Origin of the sequence: Candidatus Symbiopectobacterium sp., from assembly GCF_020054415.1 — a bacterium.
Classification (GTDB): Bacteria; Pseudomonadota; Gammaproteobacteria; order Enterobacterales; family Enterobacteriaceae; genus Symbiopectobacterium.
Genome location: NZ_JAHWCO010000349.1, coordinates 1 through 2,127, shown reverse-complemented (window position 1 = coordinate 2,127; position 2,127 = coordinate 1). Strand labels below are relative to the sequence as shown.

At 48.9% G+C, this 2,127-nt stretch carries 3 protein-coding genes and 2 pseudogenes; 4 read left to right on the top strand and 1 reads right to left on the bottom strand.

The genetic code is table 11. The features are described 5' to 3' along the window. Positions 1–85: pseudogene (locus QZ506_RS10370) on the top strand (lipoprotein); the annotation flags it as partial. Positions 86–129: 44 nt separating this feature from the next. Here QZ506_RS10370 and QZ506_RS10365 read toward each other — a convergent pair. Beyond that, a complete protein-coding gene (locus QZ506_RS10365) occupies positions 130–297 on the bottom strand; it encodes a hypothetical protein (protein WP_291970916.1) in 168 nt (55 codons plus the stop codon). Between the two features lie 169 nt (positions 298–466). Between QZ506_RS10365 and QZ506_RS10360 the strand changes: the two are divergent. From QZ506_RS10360 to QZ506_RS10350, 3 genes and pseudogenes are all read left to right on the top strand, one after another. Further along, positions 467–574 (top strand): annotated as a pseudogene (locus tag QZ506_RS10360) (IS1 family transposase); the annotation flags it as partial. Continuing rightward, complete coding sequence (locus QZ506_RS10355; RefSeq protein ID WP_291970918.1) at positions 531–764, top strand: hypothetical protein; 234 nt, start codon at positions 531–533, stop codon at positions 762–764. The pseudogene QZ506_RS10360 and the gene QZ506_RS10355, both read left to right, overlap by 44 nt. Further along, the gene (locus tag QZ506_RS10350) at positions 674–1,882 is read left to right on the top strand and encodes an IS256 family transposase (protein ID WP_291970914.1); all 1,209 of its coding nucleotides are present in this window, start codon (positions 674–676) and stop codon (positions 1,880–1,882) included. Before QZ506_RS10355 ends, QZ506_RS10350 begins: the two co-directional genes overlap by 91 nt. The last annotated feature ends 245 nt before the right edge of the window (positions 1,883–2,127 follow it).

The following is a 2,127-nucleotide window of genomic DNA, read 5'->3' as shown; positions in this document are numbered from 1 at the left end:
TCAGGTGGGTGAAGCCATGGCCATGGTCAAAGCGCTTAACCGGATCACGCTATTAGGAATGCCGAACAGTATTCGCATCACGTAACAATCGACCCGTATGGGGCGCAGTCATTACAAGTTCTGATTTATTCAACAAAGCCCCCATCCATCTGGATAGTTTGTTACACCAAAGATACATGACATATCTTTTTTAGATAAGACCACGTATGCCCGCGTAAATGTCTCAAGGGTGTTTAACGTTGCTTCAAGCTGTTTTTTTATAACTTCCTCAACATCACGCTCACTTCTCATTAACATATCGACATCCTTGTAAGTGCGAATAGTATACCTTCAATAATATATCGCATCTGGGAAGGTATGACCGCCTTCGTATCAGTTTGGGTATAGGTATAAGATACAGCAAGTAGGTCGTGTATTCAATATGTTGATTGCATTGTGAAATGTCCGGTTTTGGATGTGGAATACAGTGGCTAAAGTTGATGTAAGATGCCCGTTTTGTGATCAGACATCTCCTGTGAAAAAACACGGTTATGGCAAAAGTGGCCATCAGCGTTACCGTCGTCAGTCATGCAAACACGGATGGCTACAGGGCTTACAACGAGACCCTGTACATAAATTTGTGTAATTGCCTGATTTTGATATGTTCAATCCAACATCAAAAACAGGTTAATTTATGGACGAAAAACAGTTACAGGCTCTGGCTAACGAACTGGCCAAAAATCTCAAAGCCCCTGACGATCCCAGCCAATTCGATTGCCTGTTGAAGAAAATCAGCGTTGAGGCTGCTCTCAACGCCGAAATGTCTCACCATCTGGGCTACGATAAAAATCAGCCCAAACCGGGGGCCAACTCCCTCAACTGCTATTCCACAAAGACCGTGACCACCGGCGATGGCCATCTGGAACTACGTACTCCGCGCGATCGTGATGGCTCCTTCGAACCACAACTGGTGAAGAAAAACCAGACCCGGATCACCGGGATGGATAACCAAATCCTGTCCCTGTACGCCAGAGGGATGACCACCCGCGAGATAGCGTCTGCGTTCAAAGAGCTGTATGACGCGGATGTCTCACCGGCGCTAGTCTCGAAGGTCACAGACGCCGTGATGGAACAGGTTACTGAATGGCAATATCGCCCCCTGGATGCGGTTTATCCCATTGTTTACCTTGACTGTATCGTTCTGAAAGTCCGGCAGGACATCCGCGTTATCAATAAGTCTGTGTTCCTGGCGCTGGGTATCAATATCGAAGGCCAGAAAGAGCTACTGGGGATGTGGCTGGCCGAAAACGAGGGCGCGAAGTTCTGGCTCAATGTGCTGACAGAACTAAAAAACCGCGGCCTGAACGATATCCTCATCGCCTGTGTCGACGGTCTGAAAAACTTGCCGGATGCCATCAACGCGGTGTATCCGGGAGCCCGCATCCAGCTGTGCATCGTGCACATGGTACGCAACAGCCTGAGGTTCGTCTCTTGGAAAGACTACAAAGCCGTCACACGCGACCTGAAAGCCATCTATCAGGCCGCTACGGAAGAAGCAGGCCAGCAGGCGCTGGAAGCATTCGCCAGCGCATGGGACAGCCGCTATCCACAGATAAGCCGGAGCTGGCAGAAGAACTGGAGCAATCTGGCAACGTTCTTCGCTTACCCTGCTGATATCCGCAAAGTCATCTACACAACCAACGCCATCGAGTCGCTGAACAGTGTGATCAGGCATGCGATTAAAAAACGCAAGTTGTTCCCGGCTGACGACGCAGTGGAAAAGGAGGTGTGGCTGGCAATCCAGGCGGCATCACAGAAATGGACGATGCCCTTACAGGACTGGCGTATGGCAATGAGCCGTTTTATTATCGAGTTCGGTGACCGCCTGGACGGTCACTACTGAGAAAGGCATTTACACAGAATCATGTACAGGGTCTACAACGACGAACTTCCAAAAGTAAAACACATTGTTTGCATATTCGCATGCGATCGATCATCGATTCGCACCTAAGGTCGATCACGTTTTCGCATCGTATCGATCATCCGGGAACCTGACTTTTTTATCGTTTTAGCGTGTTTCTTCTGCGCTTTCCACTACCGGGCTATTTTTCCTTAATGATTCTCCCTTAAGCTCCAGTCTGTGGGCGT

Coding starts and splice junctions, on each gene's coding strand:
- QZ506_RS10365 (WP_291970916.1), bottom strand. CDS start 297: ATGTTAATGAGAAGTGAGCGTGATGTTGAGGAAGTTATAAAAAAACAG.
- QZ506_RS10350 (WP_291970914.1), top strand. CDS start 674: ATGGACGAAAAACAGTTACAGGCTCTGGCTAACGAACTGGCCAAAAAT.
- QZ506_RS10355 (WP_291970918.1), top strand. CDS start 531: ATGGCAAAAGTGGCCATCAGCGTTACCGTCGTCAGTCATGCAAACACG.